This window comes from Streptomyces sp. NPDC032745 (assembly GCF_055579465.1).
The window spans coordinates 382,295-398,505 of the sequence record NZ_JBVING010000002.1 but is presented as its reverse complement, the minus strand read 5'-3'; the positions used below and the strand labels follow the sequence as shown (position 1 = coordinate 398,505).

17 protein-coding genes are annotated in these 16,211 nt (G+C 71.8%); 14 read left to right on the top strand and 3 right to left on the bottom strand.

Features of this window, described 5'->3' with window-relative positions:
* The first annotated feature begins 282 nt into the window (after nucleotides 1-282).
* The 4 genes from ACZ5WG_RS06125 to ACZ5WG_RS06110 all read left to right on the top strand — a co-directional run bounded on the left by ACZ5WG_RS06125 (nucleotide 283) and on the right by ACZ5WG_RS06110 (nucleotide 4,226).
* Nucleotides 283-1,689 (top strand): DUF6421 family protein, encoded by a 1,407-nt coding sequence (locus ACZ5WG_RS06125; RefSeq protein ID WP_468721008.1) that lies wholly within the window; start codon nucleotides 283-285, stop codon nucleotides 1,687-1,689.
* Between the two features lie 26 nt (nucleotides 1,690-1,715).
* Complete coding sequence (locus ACZ5WG_RS06120; protein WP_468721007.1) at nucleotides 1,716-2,480, top strand: SDR family NAD(P)-dependent oxidoreductase; 765 nt, start codon at nucleotides 1,716-1,718, stop codon at nucleotides 2,478-2,480.
* On the top strand, nucleotides 2,477-3,538 hold the full coding sequence (locus tag ACZ5WG_RS06115) for a threonine aldolase family protein (RefSeq protein ID WP_266631753.1): 1,062 nt from the start codon (nucleotides 2,477-2,479) through the stop codon (nucleotides 3,536-3,538). Before ACZ5WG_RS06120 ends, ACZ5WG_RS06115 begins: the two co-directional genes overlap by 4 nt.
* Nucleotides 3,539-3,626: 88 nt before the next feature.
* Nucleotides 3,627-4,226, top strand: a complete 600-nt coding sequence (locus ACZ5WG_RS06110) for a transglutaminase-like domain-containing protein (RefSeq protein ID WP_468721006.1) — start codon at nucleotides 3,627-3,629, stop codon at nucleotides 4,224-4,226.
* Here the strand turns inward: ACZ5WG_RS06110 and ACZ5WG_RS06105 are convergent.
* On the bottom strand, nucleotides 4,162-5,451 hold the full coding sequence (locus ACZ5WG_RS06105) for an MFS transporter (protein ID WP_468721005.1): 1,290 nt from the start codon (nucleotides 5,449-5,451) through the stop codon (nucleotides 4,162-4,164). The two genes, ACZ5WG_RS06110 and ACZ5WG_RS06105, sit on opposite strands and share 65 nt — an antisense overlap.
* An 82-nt stretch (nucleotides 5,452-5,533) precedes the next feature.
* Here ACZ5WG_RS06105 and ACZ5WG_RS06100 point away from each other — a divergent pair, with 82 nt between their 5' ends.
* Nucleotides 5,534-6,118: a CGNR zinc finger domain-containing protein gene (locus ACZ5WG_RS06100; RefSeq protein ID WP_468721004.1), complete on the top strand. Its 585-nt coding sequence runs from the start codon at nucleotides 5,534-5,536 to the stop codon at nucleotides 6,116-6,118.
* 127 nt (nucleotides 6,119-6,245) lie between these two features.
* Nucleotides 6,246-7,457, top strand: coding sequence for an alginate lyase family protein (locus ACZ5WG_RS06095; RefSeq protein WP_468721003.1), 1,212 nt, complete (start codon nucleotides 6,246-6,248; stop codon nucleotides 7,455-7,457).
* A gap of 72 nt (nucleotides 7,458-7,529) precedes the next feature.
* On the opposite strand, the gene ACZ5WG_RS06090 is transcribed toward ACZ5WG_RS06095, so the two are convergent.
* Nucleotides 7,530-8,252: a lysophospholipid acyltransferase family protein gene (locus tag ACZ5WG_RS06090; RefSeq protein ID WP_389411277.1), complete on the bottom strand. Its 723-nt coding sequence runs from the start codon at nucleotides 8,250-8,252 to the stop codon at nucleotides 7,530-7,532.
* Nucleotides 8,253-8,472: 220 nt separating this feature from the next.
* Between ACZ5WG_RS06090 and ACZ5WG_RS06085 the strand changes: the two genes are divergently transcribed.
* The 8 genes from ACZ5WG_RS06085 (at nucleotide 8,473) to ACZ5WG_RS06050 (ending at nucleotide 15,159) form a co-directional block, all read left to right on the top strand.
* Nucleotides 8,473-8,793 carry a thioredoxin family protein gene (locus ACZ5WG_RS06085; RefSeq protein ID WP_468721002.1) on the top strand — a complete coding sequence of 107 codons (321 nt, stop codon included), beginning with the start codon at nucleotides 8,473-8,475 and terminating at the stop codon, nucleotides 8,791-8,793.
* Complete coding sequence (locus tag ACZ5WG_RS06080) at nucleotides 8,790-8,972, top strand: putative leader peptide (protein ID WP_389592345.1); 183 nt, start codon at nucleotides 8,790-8,792, stop codon at nucleotides 8,970-8,972. The genes ACZ5WG_RS06085 and ACZ5WG_RS06080 overlap by 4 nt, the downstream gene beginning before the upstream one ends.
* 71 nt (nucleotides 8,973-9,043) lie before the next feature.
* Nucleotides 9,044-9,580 (top strand): flavin reductase family protein, encoded by a 537-nt coding sequence (locus ACZ5WG_RS06075; RefSeq protein ID WP_468721001.1) that lies wholly within the window; start codon nucleotides 9,044-9,046, stop codon nucleotides 9,578-9,580.
* A 203-nt stretch (nucleotides 9,581-9,783) separates the two neighbouring features.
* Nucleotides 9,784-10,569, top strand: coding sequence for an electron transfer flavoprotein subunit beta/FixA family protein (locus ACZ5WG_RS06070; protein ID WP_365957514.1), 786 nt, complete (start codon nucleotides 9,784-9,786; stop codon nucleotides 10,567-10,569).
* Between the two features lie 90 nt (nucleotides 10,570-10,659).
* A complete protein-coding gene (locus ACZ5WG_RS06065) occupies nucleotides 10,660-11,622 on the top strand; it encodes an electron transfer flavoprotein subunit alpha/FixB family protein (protein ID WP_468721000.1) in 963 nt (320 codons plus the stop codon).
* A 153-nt stretch (nucleotides 11,623-11,775) separates the two neighbouring features.
* Nucleotides 11,776-13,074: a DUF6986 family protein gene (locus tag ACZ5WG_RS06060; RefSeq protein WP_389411280.1), complete on the top strand. Its 1,299-nt coding sequence runs from the start codon at nucleotides 11,776-11,778 to the stop codon at nucleotides 13,072-13,074.
* Between the two features lie 274 nt (nucleotides 13,075-13,348).
* Nucleotides 13,349-14,275 carry a hypothetical protein gene (locus ACZ5WG_RS06055; protein WP_468720998.1) on the top strand — a complete coding sequence of 309 codons (927 nt, stop codon included), beginning with the start codon at nucleotides 13,349-13,351 and terminating at the stop codon, nucleotides 14,273-14,275.
* Nucleotides 14,272-15,159: a hypothetical protein gene (locus ACZ5WG_RS06050; protein ID WP_468720997.1), complete on the top strand. Its 888-nt coding sequence runs from the start codon at nucleotides 14,272-14,274 to the stop codon at nucleotides 15,157-15,159. Before ACZ5WG_RS06055 ends, ACZ5WG_RS06050 begins: the two co-directional genes overlap by 4 nt.
* 13 nt (nucleotides 15,160-15,172) lie before the next feature.
* On the opposite strand, the gene ACZ5WG_RS06045 is transcribed toward ACZ5WG_RS06050, so the two are convergent.
* Entirely contained in the window at nucleotides 15,173-16,207 is a 1,035-nt protein-coding gene (locus ACZ5WG_RS06045; protein ID WP_468720996.1) for a LacI family DNA-binding transcriptional regulator, read from the bottom strand.
* Between the last annotated feature and the right edge of the window lie 4 nt (nucleotides 16,208-16,211).

Sequence of the window (16,211 nt, the reverse complement as noted above, 5' to 3'; positions counted from 1 at the left end):
AGCGAAGCTCCCACCCCTCCCTCCCTGGCAGGCCCCCCCCCCCCCCTCTTTGTGGCCCCCCCCCCCCCCCCCCCCCCCGGGAGGGTGGCTGCCCACAGGGCCGGGCAAACGCGAACCCCGGTATGCGAAAGGGGCGAAGCCGTCGCTCGAAGGGTGGACGGCGGGAAGAATTACGGTGCCGGTAGGGGTCTCGCAGGATAATTTCCCGAGCAACCTCTTGAGCAGGAGAGGCTCGCATGCATACGCTGTGTTTACGCGAGGTTCTCCTGTGGAGGAAGTGACATGACGGAAATTCTTGTGCCGGGTTCTGGCGGTGCGGTGATAGCCGCCGGTGCGCGGGTGGTCGACCACCCGGCGTGGCCCGAGCTCAAGGCCGCCGTGGAGGAGATCCGCCCCTGGCAGTCGAAGGACGGTTCCATCGACTTCGAGGCCGCGGGCGCCCCCGTCCCGGTCGATGCCGAGGCCGCCGTCGAGCGGGCGATCGCTGCCGTCGAGACGCTGTCGCCGCTGCTGCCGCACGCCACCGCGTACCACCGTGCGCTCGTCTCGGACCTGCGCAAGTGGGTCGCGGACGGCTTCAAGGTGCCGGACTTCCTGGACTCCCTGCTGGCCTTCCACCCGGCCGCCGAGCGCGCCGACGGCCTCCAGCACCTGGTCGTCTTCCCCATGTACACGCAGAACGGCAACCTCGACCGCAACTTCGAGGCCGTCGTCCTGAAGATGGTGTGGCCCGAGTGGCTCTCCGAGCTGGAGCGCACCCGGTACGACAACCCGCTGTTCCTCGGCATCACCTTCGAGGACTTCACCCCGGGCTACGACACCCACTCCGCCGTGCTCTTCCCGGAGACCATCGCCGTGCGCGAGGCCCCCGAGCGCTTCACCTGGGGCGGCATCTTCTGCGACCGCGAGGCGGCCCGCTACCGCAAGGTCACCGTGGCAGCCGTCGACATCCTCGGCATCGAGCTGCCCGAGGACATCGCCCGCATGGTCGAGGACCAGGAGCGCTGCGAGAAGGCCTTCGTCCTGTGGGACATGGTCCACGACCGCACCCACAGCCACGGCGACCTGCCGTTCGACCCCTTCATGATCAAGCAGCGCCAGCCGTTCTGGATGTACGGCCTGGAGGAGCTGCGCTGCGACCTCACCGCCTTCAAGGAGGCCGTGAAGCTGGAGTCCGAGGGCAACGAGCACGGCCGTGACGTGCAGTACGCCGTCCTCTTCGACCGGATGTTCCGCTTCCCGGTGTCGGGCGACCGCAACCGCAACTACGACGGCCTCGGCGGCCAGCTGCTCTTCGCGTACCTCCACAAGCACGACGTCGTGCGCTGGACGGACAACACGCTGAAGATCGACTGGATGCGTGCCCCGCAGGTCACCAACCAGCTGTGCGCCGAGATCGAGGACCTCTACCGGGCCGGCATCGACCGCCCGAAGCTCGTCCACTGGTTCAAGGCGTACGAGCTCGTCTCCACGTACCTCGCCCCGCACCCGGGCTCCAAGTGGGCCAAGGGTCCCGACGCCCTCGACCTGACGCAGCCGCCGCGCAAGCTCGTCGACGACGTGCTTCCCGACGAGTTTCCGCTGAGCATGTTCTATGAGGCGCTCGCCAAGAAGCTCAAGGGAGTGATCGCCTCCACGAAGGGCATCACTGCAGTGAACGCCGATTCGGCCGAGCGGGTCGCCGCGTGAGCGCTCGCCCACAGGAGGCTGCACAGATGAACAGCGCTGGGAAGACCGGGAACGGCACGCTCCACGGGGCGGTCGTCGCGGTGGCCGGAGCCGGCGGCCCGGCCGGCCACGCCGCCCTGCTCCGCCTCGCCGAGGCGGGTGCCGTGGTCGTGGCGGCCGACGCCAACCCGACACGTCTCGCGGAGTCGGTGGACGCGGCCCGCTACGCGCACGGCGGCGCCACCGTCACCGGTGACACCGTGGACCTGCTCGACCTGGAGGCCACCAAGGCCTGGGCCGAGCGGACCGAGAAGGAGTTCGGCCGCGTGGACGGGCTCGTCCACCTCGTGGGCGGCTGGCGCGGCAGCACCACCTTCACCGATACGGACCTCGCGGACTGGGACTTCCTGGAGAAGCTCCTGATCCGCACCGTCCAGCACACGTCGCTCGCCTTCCACGACGCGCTGCTGCGCAGTGACCGTGGCCGCTACGTCCTCGTGAGCCAGTCCGGCGCGCACAAGCCGGTCGCCAACAACGCCGCGTACAACGCAGGCAAGGCGGCCGCCGAGGCCTGGACGCTCTCCCTCGCCGACTCCTTCCGCAAGGCGGGGGGCGAGGAGGGCCCGGGCGCCGCGGCTGCGATCCTGGTGATCAAGGCACTGGTGCACGACGCCATGCGCGCCGAGCGCCCCAATGCGAAGTTCGCGGGCTTCACCGACGTCAAGGAGCTGGCCGAGGCCATCGCCGGCGTGTGGGAGCGGCCCGCCATCGATGTGAACGGACAGCGTCTGTGGCTCACTCCGCAACCGTGAAAACCGATGCCCGCCGCCACCACGATCCGGCGGTACGCGGTTTCGCGAGCGACAACTACGCAGGGGTCCATCCAGAGATCCTGGAGGCCCTTGCCCTGGCCAACGGCGGCCACCAGGTCGCCTACGGCGAGGACGAGTACACCGAGAACCTGCAGAAGATCATCCGCAGCCACTTCGGCCCGTACGCGGAGGCCTTCCCGGTCTTCAACGGCACCGGCGCGAACGTCACGGCCCTCCAGGCCCTGACGGACCGCTGGGGTGCGGTGATCTGCGCCGAGACGGCGCACATCAACGTCGACGAGGGCGGCGCCCCGGAGCGGATGGCCGGGCTCAAGCTGCTCACCGTCCCCACCCCGGACGGCAAGCTCACCCCCGAGCTCATCGACCGGCAGGCCTGGGGCTGGGAGGACGAGCACCGGGCGATGCCGCAGGTCGTCTCGATCACCCAGAACACCGAGCTGGGCACGGTGTACACGCCGGACGAGATCCGGGCGATCTGCGAGCACGCGCACGGCCACGGCATGAAGGTCCACCTCGACGGGGCCCGGATAGCCAACGCCGCGGCCTCGCTCGACGTGCCGATGCGCACGTTCACCAACACGGTGGGCGTGGACGTGCTGTCGTACGGCGGCACCAAGAACGGCATGATGTTCGGCGAGGCCGTGGTGGTCGTCAACCCGGACGCGGTCCGGCAGATGAAGCACATCCGCAAGATGTCGATGCAGCTCGCGTCGAAGATGCGGTTCGTGTCGGTGCAGCTGGAAGCGCTGCTCGCCAAGGACCTGTGGCTGCGCAACGCCCAGCACGCCAATGCGATGGCGCAGCGGCTGGCCGCGGGCGTGCGCGAGACCGACGGGGTGGAGATCCTCTACCCGGTGCAGGCCAACGCGGTGTTCGCGAAGCTGCCGCACGAGGTGTCGCGGCGACTGCAGAAGCGTTACCGCTTCTACTTCTGGGACGAGGTCGCCGGGCACGTGCGCTGGATGTGCGGCTTCGACACCCAGGAGGAGGACGTGGACGGCTTCCTCCAGGCGCTCAAGGAGGAGCTCGCCCGATAAGGGTGCCGGCCCCCCGATAGCTGAATAGATATACCCCCGACCGTAAATTCATTGATCCACGGTCGGGGGTATGCCTATGCTCCGGGCCATGCAGCTGATCCCGCAAAGCCCAGACAGCCACGCCTTCATGGCGGCGGACGAGGTCATCGACCACGACCACCCGCTCGTTCGGGAGACCGCCGACGCCCTCTGGACCGCCACCGGCGACGCATACTCATACGCCAAGGTCGCCTTCGAGTTCGTCCGCGACACCATCCCGCACTCCGGCGACTCCGGGGACCTGCGCGTCTCCTGGCGCGCCTCGGACGTGCTGGGCACGCGCAACGGCATCTGCTACGCCAAGTCCCATGCGCTGGTCGCCCTGTTGCGCGCCCAGGGCATCCCGGCCGGCCTCTGCTACCAGCGGCTCGCCGACGACGACGGCTCGAACCCCGTCGTCCACGGGCTGATCGCCCTCCGGCTGCCCGGCGCCGCGGACTGGGCCCGCCAGGACCCCCGCGGCAACAAGCCCGGCGTGGACGCCCAGTTCACCCTGGACGCCGAGCGGCTCGCCTTCCCCGTACGCCCCGAGCTCGGCGAGGTCGACTACCCCGAGCTGTACGCCACCCCGCACCCCGCCGCGCTCAAGGCCCTGCGGGAGTCCGCCGACCGGCCGGAGCTGTGGCGGAATCTCCCGACGGCTTTGTAGCCGCCGCCGCGTCGGCCGGTGCCGGGGCCTGCCGGGCCACCAGTGCGTGCAGCAGGGCCGCCGCCAGGATCAGTACGGAGATCCCGGCCAGCAGCGCCTGCGGCGGCGCGGCCGCGGCCAAGCCCACGAGGGCGGCGCCGACCGACGCGGCGGTCAGCTTGAGCCCCGCCCCGAGGGTGAACACCTGGGTCCGCACGGCGTCGGGGGCGTACTCCGAGCGGATCCGGAGGGTGGCCGTCAGCAGCGGCCCGTCGCACACCCCGGCGGCGGCGAACAGCACCGCCGCGAGGGTGACGGACGGCGCGAAGGCGGCCACCGCCAGGGCGGCACCGGTGCCCGCCATCGCCCAGCGCGCCAGCCGCCCCGGCTCCACCGCCGTGATCCGGCCCAGGGTCAGGGAGCCCGCCAGCGCGCCCAACGCGAAGGCCGTCATCAGCACGCCCCCGGCGCCCGGGCTGCCGAGCCTGGAGGCCAGCAGTACGGAGGTGGTGGTGAGCGTGCCGATGCCGACGAACGCCAGCGTCGTGGCCGAGGTGATCGCCCGCAGCTCCCGGATCCGCCACAGGGCCGCCAGTCCGGCGCCCAGACCGACCGGGGGAGGGGTCGTCGGGGCCGCGCCCGGGCTCGCACCCGCGTCGGCCCCGCCGTTCGCCGCCGCGGCCGGCTGCGGGGTTCCGTACGGGAGGGTCGCGGCCAGTGCCGCCGCGAGTGCACCGGCCAGCGCGAGCGCCGCCATCGCCGGTGCGGCGGAGCCCAGCGCGGCGGCCAGGCCCACCACCGCCGGGGCGGTGACCGCGGCGGCGTTGTAGGTGGACGCGTCCCACGCGTACGCCCGGTCCCGCCCGGCCCCCGCCGGGACCAGGCCGGCGACCAGGCTGGACATCCCGCCCGTCACCATCGGCCCACAACTGCCGCCCAGCAGTGCCACTGCGAGGACGAGCGGCGCCGGGGCCCGGCCCAGCAGCACGGACAGAGCCGCCACCGCGCAGGTGAACCCGGCCAGCGCCCCCACGTGGAACAGCCGCGGCCGGCGGGTCCGGGAAGCGGCCACTCCGGCGAGCGGAGCCGCCAGGATGTGCGGAGCCAGCCAGGCGGTCAGCACGAAGGCCCCGTGCGCGGCGCTCCCGGTGCGCTCGAGGGCGAGCAGGACCACCGCGAGGCTCATGCCCTCCGAGGCGAACCGTGCGGCCAGTGCGGCGGCCAGGTACCGCCCGAACCCGTGCATCCCTGGACCCCCCTCGAGATGTGTAACGTGATAGCGGCACAAGACGTTACGCGATACGGGTGTAGAGCGAAAGGATCCGGAGATGACCGATTCCGCGGAGGGGTTCTCGGTCGGCCGGCGGCTGATCGATCTCGCCGAGGCGGTCCGTGCGGACCCCGAACTCCCGCGCGCCGAGCTGGCAGCGCTCCTCGCGCGGCACGGGGAGCACCCCGGCGACCTCACCGAGGAGGCGTTCACGGAGGCGGGCGCGGCCGAACTGCGGTCCGCTGCCCGGCGGATGGGGACGGTGCTCGCCGAGACCGACGAGGACCGCGCCGCCGAAGCCCTCAACGCGCTCTTCGCGCAGTACGGCACCCGGCCCCGGCTGACCCGGCACGACGGCCACCCCTGGCACCTGCACGTGGACCGGGGGGAGCGGGCCGGGTGGGGCGAGTGGTTCCTGGCCTCCGGAGCCCTGGCGCTGTCCCAACTGCTCACCGGGTACGGGCGGATCGCGTGGGGCGCCTGCGCCGCCGGCGGCTGCGGGCGGTTCTTCCTCGGCGCCGGGCCCGGCAGCGCCCGCCGCTACTGCTCCACCGCCTGCGCGACGCGCGCGCGGGTCGCCGCGCACCGCAGGCGCAGGCGCGCCGAGGGGTCCGGGCACGTGGCGGCGGCCGGGGAGGCCTAGGCGCCCCGGGGGGGCGGAAGCAATAGGAAAGTTTCCTGTCGGATAACGTTGTCAACTTGGCATGCCCATGGGTACTTTCGGCGGCAGGAATTCCCCGTTCCCCCCACCTCCGACCGGAAGGCGCTTCATGCGTTACGGAGTCCCCGCGGGGCTGGCCGCCCTCGCACTCGGCTTAACCGCGGCCCTGACCCTCACCCCCACCGCCCAGGCCGGCCCCCCACGGCCGGCCCCCTCCGTCGCGGCCGCCCCCGCGCAGTTCGCCCACCCCGGAGTCCTGAACAGCCGCGCCCAGCTGGACTTCGTACGCACCAAGGTGGCGGCCGGACAGCAGCCGTGGAAAGGCGCGTTCGACGCGATGCTCGCCAGCAAGTACGGCTCGCTGTCGCGGACGCCCAAGCCGCGCGCCGTCGTCGAGTGCGGCTCGTACTCGAACCCGGACATCGGCTGTTCCGACGAGCGCGAGGACGCCATCGCGGCGTACGGCGACGCACTCGCCTGGTACATCACCCGCGACGCGAAGTACGCGAAGAAGTCGATCGAGCTGATGGACGCCTGGTCCGCGAAGATCAAGGACCACACCAACAGCAACGCCCCGCTGCAGAGCGGCTGGGCGGGATCCACCTGGCCGCGCGCCGCCGAGATCATCAAGCACACGTACACCGGCGGCTGGCCGAACCAGGGGCGGTTCGCGACCATGCTGCGCGACGTCTACCTGCCCGAGGTCATCGACGGCAAGCCGAACAGCAACGGCAACTGGGAACTGATCATGATGGACGCCGCCGTCGGCATCTCCGTCCACCTCGACGACCGCGCGAGCTACGACAAGGCCATGGCCATCTACCTGGGCCGGGTCCCCGCGTACTTCTACCTGGCCTCCGACGGCCCGCAGCCGAAGTACCCGCCGCGCTCATCCATCGACACCAAGAGCGAGCTGGTGGACTACTGGCACGGCCAGAGCACGTTCGTGGACGGCCTCGCCCAGGAGACCTGCCGGGACTTCGGCCACACCGGCATGGGGATCGCCGCGACCATGCACGTCGCGGAGACCTCGAGGATCCAGGGCCGCGACCTCTACCCGCAGTTCAAGGACCGCTTCCGGCACGCGCTCGGCTTCCACGCCGCGTACGAGCTCGGCGCGCCGGTGCCCTCCTGGCTGTGCGGCGGGAGCCTGGCCAAGGGCATCGGCCCGGCGACCGAGGTCGGCTACAACGCCCTGCACACGCGGCTGGGCATCGGCATGGAGAACACCCGCAAGCTCACCGAGGGGCGGCGCCCCGCGGGCACCGAGAACCATTTCGAGGCGTGGGAGACGCTGACCCACGCCGAGAACCCCAACTGACGCGCAGGCGCGGCTCTGCGGCCCCGGCGTGAACAGCGGGGCCGCACGATCACCCGACCCGGTGGTGCCGGATCAGCCCGCTTCCTTGACCTGGGCGGCCGTCGGCGCGGTACCGCCCAGGTGCGCCGGCAGCCACCAGGAGTCCTCGGGACCCTTGGGGGCGGCCGGGTAGGCGCGCTGCGCCGCATCCAGCAGCTCCTGCACCCGCTCGCGCAGGCGGCGGGTGATCGCCCCGGCGTACTGGTCGCTCGGCGCCTCGATGGGCTCGCCCACCCGCATCGTCACCGGGATGTGGCTGCGCTTGAGGTTCTTCGGACGGCCCTTGGTCCACAGCCGCTGGGTGCCCCACAGCGCCACCGGGATCAGCGGGACGCCGGCCTCCTGGGCCATGCGCGCGGCACCCGACTTGAAGCTCTTGAGCGTGAACGACTGGGAGATCGTCGCCTCCGGGAACACACCGATGATCTCGCCGGCGCGCAGCGAGTCGAGGGCGTGCTGGTAGGCCGTCTCGCCCTGCTTGCGGTCCACCGGGATGTGCTTCATCGCGCGCATCAGCGGGCCGGACACCTTGTGCCGGAAAACCGACTCCTTCGCCATGAAGCGGACCAGGCGCTTCTGCGGCCGCGCGGTCAGGCCGGCGAAGATGAAGTCGAGGTAGCCGATGTGGTTCGACACGAGAACCGCCCCGCCCTTGCGCGGGATGTTCTCCGTGCCCTTCATGTCGATGCGGATGTCAAGCGCCCGGAACAGCGTGTGGGCGGCGCCGATCACCGGAGGGTAGACGAGCTCAGCCATGAGGGGGAGACCCCGCTTTCTGCCTGGGGAGGTGCTCCCGGCCGGAAGTTACGGCTGCGTAGGTACGCGGCCCTTGGGGATCGTGCCCCATACGCGGGCTGCTGGCCAGCCCAGACGTCTGTGCCCGAGGAGATTCTCGTCACGCCGGGAATGCGGCGCGTGTCCGGGGCGCTCGGATCACCGTACGAACACGTTCAATGATGCAGGAACGAGGTCCGCGGTGACGGCTGGTGTCGGGCGGCTGGGCGCGTCGGAACTGGGCGCGGAGCCCGGGGAGCGGGCCAGCCTGGTGCAGTTCTCGAGTGCGTTCTGCCAGCCCTGCCGGGCCACGCGGCGGATCCTCGCCGAGGTGGCGGAGCTGGTCGAGGGGGTCGCGCACATCGAGATCGACGCCGAGGCCCACCTCGAACTGGTGCGCGCCCTGGGCATCGAGAAGACGCCGACCGTGCTCGTCCTGGACTCCGCGGGCCGGATCGTGCGGCGAGCGGTGGGGATGCCCCGCAAGGCGGATGTGATCGCCGCGCTGGGTGCCGCGGTATGACCGGCGCGCCGGTACATGCGCCCGCACGCAGCGTGACGCGCCTCGCATCTGCCCCGTGCGGCTTGACTGTGTACACGAGAGATCGCCAGGCTGGCCGCATGCGGTATGAACTCCTGCTTTACGGGCGGGTCCACGTGGACCTCGTCCGCTACGCGAGCGCGCGTTGTCGGAGCCACTGAACGACCCCGGCCTCCGACCCGATCCGACCGCGCCCGTGTCCGCCGCCATCGCGGCAGAAGGAAGTACCCCGATGACAGCCCCGCCGGCCATCCCGACGGCCCAGTCCGCACGATTCAGCACCGCCCAGCCGGGCTCGCCCGACCTGCTCCGCTCCGTCTTCCGCCGGCATGCCGCGGGAGTGGCCGTGATCACCGCCGCCGCCGACGGCGGCCGGCCGGTCGGATTCACCGCGACCTCGCTCAACTCCGTCTCGGCCGATCCGCCGCTGCTGTCCTTCACGATCGCCACCGGGTCGTCCAGCTGGCCCGCGATACGCGACTCAGAGCACCTCGGCGTCCACATACTCGGCGAGCACCAGACGGAACTGGCGGGCCTGTTCGCCCGCAGCGGAGCCGACCGGTTCGGGCCGGCCACGGGCTGGGCCCACGGTCCGCACGAGGTTCCCCTGCTGGACGGGGTGCTGGCGTGGCTGGTGTGCCGCGTCGTGGCTCGGGTGCCGGCCGGGGCGCACCGGGTGATCATCGCGGAGGCCGTGGCCGGGGACCCGGCCGGGGAGGGCCGCCCCCTGCTGTACCACCAGGGTCGCTTCAACGCGTTGCGCGACTGAATCGTCCCTGCTGGGGCGGGTTCGGGCGGCGTTGGACAGATCACAGTTCACCGGCCTTGCAACCGTGGGGGAGCCACGGTGTACTGACGAGTAACATTCCCATCGGAGCGCGGGCCGCCCCGACCGGGATCCGCCCGACAAGGCGCCTATGCTGCCTGCACAAGGCGGTATCAGAAAAAAGACGATGCGGTAGGAGAGCCGGCGTGAGCCTGAGGATCGTTGTCTGTGTGAAGTACGTGCCCGACGCCACCGGCGACCGGCACTTCGCCGATGACCTGACGGTCGACCGCGACGACGTCGACGGTCTGCTGTCGGAGCTCGACGAGTACGCCGTCGAGCAGGCGCTGCAGATCGCCGAAGAGGCCGACGACGCCGAGATCACCGTCCTGACGGTGGGCCCCGAGGACGCCAAGGACGCGCTGCGCAAGGCGCTGTCCATGGGTGCCGACAAGGCCATCCACGTCGAGGACGACGACCTGCACGGCACCGACGTCATGGGCACCTCGCTGGTGCTCGCCAAGGCGATCGAGAAGGCCGGCTACGACCTGGTCATCACCGGCATGGCCTCGACCGACGGCACCATGGGCGTGCTCCCGGCGATCCTGGCCGAGCGCCTGGGCGTCCCGCAGGTCACCCTGCTCTCCGAGGTCAAGGTCGAGGACGGCACCGTGACCGGCCGCCGCGACGGCGACTCCGCGAGCGAGCAGCTGGAGGCCTCCCTCCCGGCGCTCGTCTCCGTGACGGACCAGTCGGGCGAGGCCCGCTACCCCTCCTTCAAGGGCATCATGGCCGCCAAGAAGAAGCCGGTGGAGTCCTGGGACCTGGAGGAGCTCGAGATCGAGGCCGACGAGGTCGGTCTCGAGGGCTCCTGGACCGCGGTCGACTCCGCGGCGCAGCGCCCGGCCCGTACCGCCGGCACGATCGTCAAGGACGAGGGCGAGGGCGGCAAGCAGCTGGCCGCCTTCCTTGCGGAGCAGAAATTCATCTAAGAGGCAGCCTGGCGGCCAGAAGTTCATCTGAGAACTCCGGTCACCCCCTCATAGCCCCCAGACACTTCGCAATAGCAGGAGAGCAGTCCCATGGCTGAAGTTCTCGTCTACGTCGACCACGTGGACGGCGCCGTCCGCAAGCCCACCCTCGAGCTGCTGACGCTGGCCCGCCGCATCGGCGAGCCCGTCGCGGTCGCCCTCGGCGCCGGTGCGGCCGACACCGCCGCCGTGCTCGCCGAGCACGGTGCCGTCAAGGTCCTCACCGCCGACGCCCCCGAGTTCGCCGACTACCTGGTCGTGCCGAAGGTGGACGCGCTGCAGGCCGCGTACGAGTCGGTCTCCCCGGCCGCCGTGCTCGTCCCGTCCTCCGCCGAGGGCAAGGAGATCGCCGCGCGCCTGGCCGTCCGCATCGGCTCCGGCATCATCACCGACGCCGTCGACCTGGAGGCGGGTGACGAGGGTCCGGTCGCGACGCAGTCCGCGTTCGCCGCGTCCTTCACCACCAAGTCCCGTGTCTCCAAGGGCACCCCGGTCATCACCGTCAAGCCGAACTCGGCTCCGGTCGAGGCCGCCCCGGCCGCCGGCGCCGTCGAGGCCCTCGCCGTCACCTTCGGCGCTCTCGCCACCGGCACCAAGGTCGTCGCCCGCACCCCGCGCGAGTCGACCGGCCGTCCCGAGCTGACCGAGGCCGCGATCGTGGTCTCCGGCGGCCGCGGCGTCAACGGCGCCGAGAACTTCCACATCATCGAGGCGCTCGCGGACTCCCTCGGTGCGGCCGTCGGTGCCTCGCGCGCCGCCGTCGACGCCGGCTGGTACCCGCACTCCAACCAGGTCGGCCAGACCGGCAAGTCGGTCTCCCCGCAGCTGTACATCGCCTCCGGCATCTCGGGCGCGATCCAGCACCGGGCCGGCATGCAGACCTCGAAGACCATCGTGGCCATCAACAAGGACGCCGAGGCCCCGATCTTCGACCTCGTCGACTACGGCGTGGTCGGCGACCTCTTCGCGGTCGTCCCGCAGCTGACCGAAGAGATCCAGGCCCGCAAGGGCTGACCTGCGTCGATGCTGTGACTCGGGGCCGCGTGGTGACACTCACCACGCGGCCCCGAGCTGTTTCCTGCAACCATTGACTAGACAAAGACCCCTCACTAAATTCTGCTATGCGGATCTAAGCTTCCGTGAAGCGGAAAAAGAGGAGAGTGCACGATGGGTCAGCAGGAGAAGGTGGCGACGAGCCTCGCAGGCGCGGTCAGCGAGGGCATCAGCGCTTCCCTCGCGCCGGTGGACGCGGAGCTCGCGCGCCACTACCCGGGTGACCCCGGCACCCGCCAGCCCATCCACACGGTCTACGTCCCCGGTGACGTCTTCGCCGCCGACACCATCCGCTCCTGGGGCGACCAGGCCCTCGCGGCCCTCGACGAGCACGCCCCGGACGCCGCGACCTTCGCCAAGGTGCTCGGCATCAGCGACGAACTGGCCGTACCCGTCTACGACCGCGTCCGCGCCAAGCTCGCCTCCGAGCCCGTCGAGGACCTCCGCGTCGACTTCGAGGACGGCTTCGGCGTCCGCTCCGACGAGGAGGAGGACCAGGCGGCCGCCCGCGCCGCCCGCCTCGTCTCCGAAGCCTTCTCCAACGGCACGAACGCCCCGTACATGGGCATCCGCATGAAGTGCATGGAGTCCAACGTCCGCGACCGCGGCATCCGCACCACCGACATCTTCCTGTCCGGGCTGCTGGAGCACGGCGGCCTTCCCGACGGGCTGGTCCTCACCCTCCCCAAGGTCACGTACGCCGAGCAGGTCAGCGCGTTCGTCAAGCTGCTGGAGGCCTTCGAGGCCGCCCGTGGCCTGCGCCCGGGCCGGATCGGCTTCGAGATCCAGATCGAGACCAGCCAGTCGATCGTCGCCTCCGACGGCACCGCGACCGTGGCCCGGATGATCGAGGCTTCCAAGGGCCGGGCCACCGGCCTGCACTACGGCACCTTCGACTACAGCGCCTGCGTCGGGGTCTCCGCCGCGTACCAGTCGAGCGACCACCCGGCCGCCGACCACGCCAAGGCGATCATGCAGGTCGCGGCCGCCGGCACCGGCGTACGCGTCTCCGACGGCTCGACGAACGTCCTGCCGATCGGCACCACCGAGCACGTCCACGAGGCCTGGAAGCTGCACTACGGCCTCACCCGCCGGGCCCTGGCCCGCGCCTACTACCAGGGCTGGGACATGCACCCGGGTCACCTCCCGACCCGCTACGCGGCGGTCTTCACCTTCTACCGCGAGGGCCTCGAGACGGCTGCCGCGCGTCTGAAGGCGTACGTCGCGAAGATCGAGGGTGACGTGATGGACGAGCCGGCCACGGCCAAGGCCCTGGCCGGCTACCTGGTCCGCGGCCTGGACTGCGGCGCGGTGGGCACGGACGAGGTCACCGCCCTGACGGGCCTGACCCGCGCCGAACTGGACGCCTTCGCCATCCCCCGCCGCTCGGCGACCCTGACGGCGACCGCCTGAGGGATGTCCCGCTCGTAGCAGGTCACACGGCCTCACGCGGCCCCGCCCGGACGACCCCGGGCGGGGCCGCTTTCCTTTGGCGCGGTATGTCCTGAAGGTGGTGGTGCGCATCGTGAGGCGGAACCCTGGCGAACCCTGGCGAATGGTCTCCACGGGCCCTGTGACCGACAGGCGTCCTGGAGCATGGCGCAGGGAGCGGAGTGCCCGGCATGCCCGGCATTACGCGCTTCCCTCTGCCGTGCCCGCCGAATCGCATGCTCCAGGAGATTCACCCATGATCGAACGTCGGGACGTCGTCTCCCGGACGACAGAATCCGTCGTCCGGGAGACGACGTCCGAAGGTCGCCCCGCGGCCGAATACGACCGGCCGAGCGCCTGGCTGCTCCTGACGACGCGACCGGTCCAGCCCGAGGACAAATGGCTCGGGCGACTCGCGGAACTGCCGAACATCCACGACTCGACCCGTCAGTTCATCGAGATCGCCGAAAAGTACGACCGCATCGCGCGCTGCGTCGAGTACGACGCCGTCGACGGAGTGACCGAGACGGAACTGCTCGCCGCCCTGGTCGTCATCCGGGAGCTCCGCGAGAAGCTCCAGACCGACGAGGCGCGGCTGCTCGGGGCCGCCCGCCGCAAGAAGGTCACCTGGGCCCGGATCGCGGGCGCCCTCGGGCTGAAGTCCCGGCAGGCCGCCGAACGGCGCCACCTCCAGCTGCGAGCCGACCTCGACGAGGCCAGCGGCAGGCGGCTCAAGCAGGCGGAACGGGTGGCCTACGCCCGCGCCTTGCGCGACCGGCCCGACGAACAAGCCTGGGCCGAGCAGCACTGCGCCCGCGCCGCCGAGCTCGGCACCGAACTCGCCCAGTGCCTCACCGTGCTGCCGCCACCGCGCCTCGAGGCGCGGCCCGCCGGGGCGAAGACCTCCGAGGCGCAGGCTCCCGGGCGCGAGGGCCTGATCGCCGACCTCGGCGAGGCCCTGGCCGGGCTGGCCGCATTGGAAACCGCAGGACCCGTCCAGAGCGCCTCCGATCTCAACCCGGAGCGCTACGCGGCCGCTTGGCGTACCGAGTACACCTTGCGGTTGCTCGAACTCCTGGGCCGGGCCAGGGAGAACGAGCACGCTGCCCTCCGCGGGCACCGCGGCCTCCGCGCAGGGATCGACGAGTTCTGCGCGGCGGCCGGCACCGTCGCCCACCCGTGAGCGCCTCCGGCGCCGCCGAGGGATCGGTCGCCGATCTGGCCGTCGAGCTACTGATCTGGATGTACGGCCGCCGGTCCGCAGCCGGGATTCCCGTATCCCTCGGGGAGTTCGTCGCCGACGAGGACCCGCGGGCCGCCCCGGCGGAAGCAGCCGCCCGCATGCTCCGCGGCCGCGGCCATCTGACCCTGGAGTACGTCTTCGGCGGGGCGCTCGTCGGCCCGACCGCGGCGGGACTGGCCGAGGCCGACCAGGTCACCCGGGCCCGCGGACGCGTGGACGCGCAGTTCAGCCACGTCCTGGACGAGCTGGTCCGGCAGGCCGCCGAAGCCCCCGACGCCGTGGTCCGGCTGCTCCCCTTCCTCGCCGGCACCCGCTTCCTGGGGCTCCCGCTGTGCGAGGGCATCGTCTGGCGGGCCGCCCGCTATCTCCAGGGCCACGGGCTGGCCCAGCTGTGGACGGACGACCCGGACGCGCCGGCCCTGATGCTCACCTCGCGCGGCGAGGACTGCGCGATGTCGATCTCCACTTCGACCGTGAGGCACTACATGAACGACCAGCGACCCCAGGCAGCGCCCGCCTTCACCATGAACGTGTACGGAGGCGCCGCTGCGCAGGGCGTGACCGTCACGCAGCACCTGGGCGGCCCGGCCCTCGGGACGGCTCTGCTCGCCGAACGGATCCGGGCCCTCGCAGCCGAGCACGGGCTCGGCGGTGCCGCCTTCGACGCGGACGTGGCGTTGGTGCAGGACGTGGAGCAGGATCCCGCCCGCCGGGCCGGTGCCTGGCGCCGGATCAGGGCGGGCCTGCTCCAGGCCGCGCCCGCGCTCGCCGGGCAGACGGCACTCGCCGGCATCGAACTGGGCATCGGCCTCCTGACCCAGTAGCGCCCGGCCCGGTTCAGGCCGGCGGGAGTTCGCCCGAGCCGCGGGGGATCAGGCGGGTCGGGAGTTCGATGCGGGCCGGGGGGAGGGCGGCGCCGGCGAGGCGTTGGAACAGGCGGTCGGTGGCCACCCGGCCCAGGGCCGCCGCGTCCTGGGCGACCACCGTCACCCCGGGGCGCAGCAGGTCGGCCAGCTCGAAGTCGTCGAAGCCGACCAGGGCCACCGGCGGCCGATGTCCGGCCAGGACACGAACCACCGTCACCGTCACCCGGTTGTTCCCCGCGAAGACCGCGGTGACCGGGTCGGAGGCCGCCAGCATCGCCCGGGCGGCCTCCCCGACGCGTTCCGGGGTCGTCGGGCCGAGGGAGACCCAGGAGTCCGCCACCGGCAGGCCCGCGTCCGCCATCGCCGCGCGGTAGCCCCGCAGGCGCTCCGTCGCCGTGTGGATGTGCGGCTGGTCCCCGATGAAGCCGATCCGGCGGTGGCCGCCCCCGATCAGGTGCGCCACCCCCTCGCGGGCGCCGCCGAAGCTGTCCGACAGCACCACGTCCGCGTCGATCCGGCCCGCCGGGCGGTCCACGAACACCGTCGCCACACCCGCCCGGATCTCCGGCTCCAGGTAGCGGTGGTCGTCCCCGGCCGGGATCACGATCAGCCCGTCCACCCGGCGCGCGCACAGCGCCAGCGCCAACTCCCGCTCCCGGTCCGGGTCCTCGGCGCTCGACCCGTTGATGAGCAGCGCCCCGTGGGCCCGGGCCACCTCCTCGACGGCCCGGTTCAGCGGCCCGTAGAACGGGTCCGCGAGGTCCTCCAGGACCAGTCCCACGGTGGCCGTACGGCCCTTGCGCAGCACGCGCGCGCTGTCGTTGCGGCGGAACCCGAGTACCTCGATGGCCTCCTGGACCCGCCGCACCGTGTCCGGGGTGACCCCCGCCTCGCCGTTGACCACCCGGGACACCGTCTTCAGGCCCACGCCCGCGCGGGCCGCCACGTCCTTCATGGTCGGCCGGTTGCCGTAGCGGGGGTCGGACGGGCGGCGGGTCTGCGGCACGGGA

What these genes read in the sequence shown, in the direction of transcription:
- ACZ5WG_RS06110 (WP_468721006.1), top strand. Translation starts at nt 3,627, where the DNA reads ATGCAGCTGATCCCGCAAAGCCCAGACAGCCACGCCTTCATGGCGGCG.
- ACZ5WG_RS06065 (WP_468721000.1), top strand. Translation starts at nt 10,660, where the DNA reads ATGGCTGAAGTTCTCGTCTACGTCGACCACGTGGACGGCGCCGTCCGC.
- ACZ5WG_RS06095 (WP_468721003.1), top strand. Translation starts at nt 6,246, where the DNA reads ATGCGTTACGGAGTCCCCGCGGGGCTGGCCGCCCTCGCACTCGGCTTA.
- ACZ5WG_RS06075 (WP_468721001.1), top strand. Translation starts at nt 9,044, where the DNA reads ATGACAGCCCCGCCGGCCATCCCGACGGCCCAGTCCGCACGATTCAGC.
- ACZ5WG_RS06100 (WP_468721004.1), top strand. Translation starts at nt 5,534, where the DNA reads ATGACCGATTCCGCGGAGGGGTTCTCGGTCGGCCGGCGGCTGATCGAT.
- ACZ5WG_RS06090 (WP_389411277.1), bottom strand. Translation starts at nt 8,252, where the DNA reads ATGGCTGAGCTCGTCTACCCTCCGGTGATCGGCGCCGCCCACACGCTG.
- ACZ5WG_RS06060 (WP_389411280.1), top strand. Translation starts at nt 11,776, where the DNA reads ATGGGTCAGCAGGAGAAGGTGGCGACGAGCCTCGCAGGCGCGGTCAGC.
- ACZ5WG_RS06120 (WP_468721007.1), top strand. Translation starts at nt 1,716, where the DNA reads ATGAACAGCGCTGGGAAGACCGGGAACGGCACGCTCCACGGGGCGGTC.
- ACZ5WG_RS06055 (WP_468720998.1), top strand. Translation starts at nt 13,349, where the DNA reads ATGATCGAACGTCGGGACGTCGTCTCCCGGACGACAGAATCCGTCGTC.
- ACZ5WG_RS06105 (WP_468721005.1), bottom strand. Translation starts at nt 5,451, where the DNA reads ATGCACGGGTTCGGGCGGTACCTGGCCGCCGCACTGGCCGCACGGTTC.
- ACZ5WG_RS06080 (WP_389592345.1), top strand. Translation starts at nt 8,790, where the DNA reads ATGACCGGCGCGCCGGTACATGCGCCCGCACGCAGCGTGACGCGCCTC.
- ACZ5WG_RS06125 (WP_468721008.1), top strand. Translation starts at nt 283, where the DNA reads ATGACGGAAATTCTTGTGCCGGGTTCTGGCGGTGCGGTGATAGCCGCC.